This window comes from Bradyrhizobium altum (genome assembly GCF_020889705.1).
In the GTDB taxonomy this organism is placed as follows: Bacteria; Pseudomonadota; Alphaproteobacteria; order Rhizobiales; family Xanthobacteraceae; genus Bradyrhizobium; species Bradyrhizobium altum.
In genome coordinates this window covers 1-1166 of sequence record NZ_JACMYP010000559.1, presented here as the reverse complement: position 1 = coordinate 1166, position 1166 = coordinate 1, and the positions used below count along the sequence as shown (strand labels likewise).

1 protein-coding gene and 1 pseudogene are annotated in these 1166 nt (G+C 69.1%); one reads left to right on the top strand and one right to left on the bottom strand.

What is annotated here, in order from left to right:
• Nucleotides 1-703, bottom strand: a pseudogene (locus tag H8B02_RS47370) (hypothetical protein); the annotation flags it as partial.
• Nucleotides 704-886: 183 nt separating this feature from the next.
• Here H8B02_RS47370 and H8B02_RS47365 point away from each other — a divergent pair.
• Nucleotides 887-1166 (top strand): NTP transferase domain-containing protein (locus H8B02_RS47365; protein ID WP_229172526.1); only part of this gene is annotated, 280 nt, incomplete at its 3' end.

Genomic DNA, 1166 nt, shown 5'->3' with positions numbered 1-1166 from the left:
CGGTGGCAGAAACCGGCGGCGAGCTCTCGGGGGCCGACGGCTTCTCCGCGGCAACCGGCGGCCTGCTCGCGGCCGCCGTCGGCTTCTTGTCGGCCGCCATGGGCTTCTCGGCCGCAGCAATTGGCTTCTCGGTCGGCGTCGGCGCCTTGCTGTCGATGGATGCCACCACCTTGTCGGTCGCGGCCGGCTTGTCCAATGCGGCAGGCGGCGTCGTTGCGACGGCAGCAACGGCTGGTGCCGCCACTGCCGGCGCCGAATTGGCTGATGCGGGCGGCGTAGCAGGCGCCGCTGCCGGAGCTGGCGGTGGTGCCGGCACGGCCGCTACCGGCTGTTTCGCGATCGTGCCGGTCACGGAGTCGAGACCCTGTTCCAGCGTGGTGACGCGCGAATAGAGCCGGTCGCGGTCGCCGTTGAGCGTATCGATCGCCGATGCCAGCCGGCGCGTCTCGTTGTGGCTCTCCTTCGCCAGCGTCTGCAGCTGCTGGGCCTGGCGCGCGATATCCGATGCGGCGACCTGGTCGCGCCGCAGCGTCAGCGCCGACTGGTTGGCCATCACGGCGATGGCGACGGCGCCGACCGCGGCCACGCCCCACGAGCCGAGCCGCCACAGCATGCGGCGATCGAGAGCATCCTCCTCGGCCAAAAAGCCGGTGGTGCTCTCGGCGTCGAAATCCGCCGCCAGATTGTCGGGATCTTTGGCCAAAGCCCGCTTGGCCCTCCTCAAGGCCCGCCGAATCACAAGGCAAAGATTAACAGGAAATGGTCCGGGAACTTGAATCTGAGGGGCCACGGAGGCGAATCGGTTTCTTCTGCCGGGGAAAACAATTAAAGACGGCCTCAAAGAAAGCGTTGCGCAGCTGACTGCGCGAACCGTCGAGGATGCTGAATGACTGCGCGATCGAGCCTGACAGTGGTGCTTGCGGCCGGTGAGGGCACGCGGATGCGCTCGTCGCTGCCGAAGGTGCTGCACCCGGTGGCCGGGCAGTCGCTGCTGGCGCATGTGCTCGATGCCGCAGCCGCCGGCGAGGGATCGCAGCTCGCGGTCGTGATCGGTCCCGACCATGAGGCGGTTGCCTCCGAGGCGCGCCGGGTGCGGCCCGACGCGCAGACCTTCGTGCAGCGCGAGCGGCTCGGCACGGCGCATGCGATGCTGGCGGCGCGCGAGG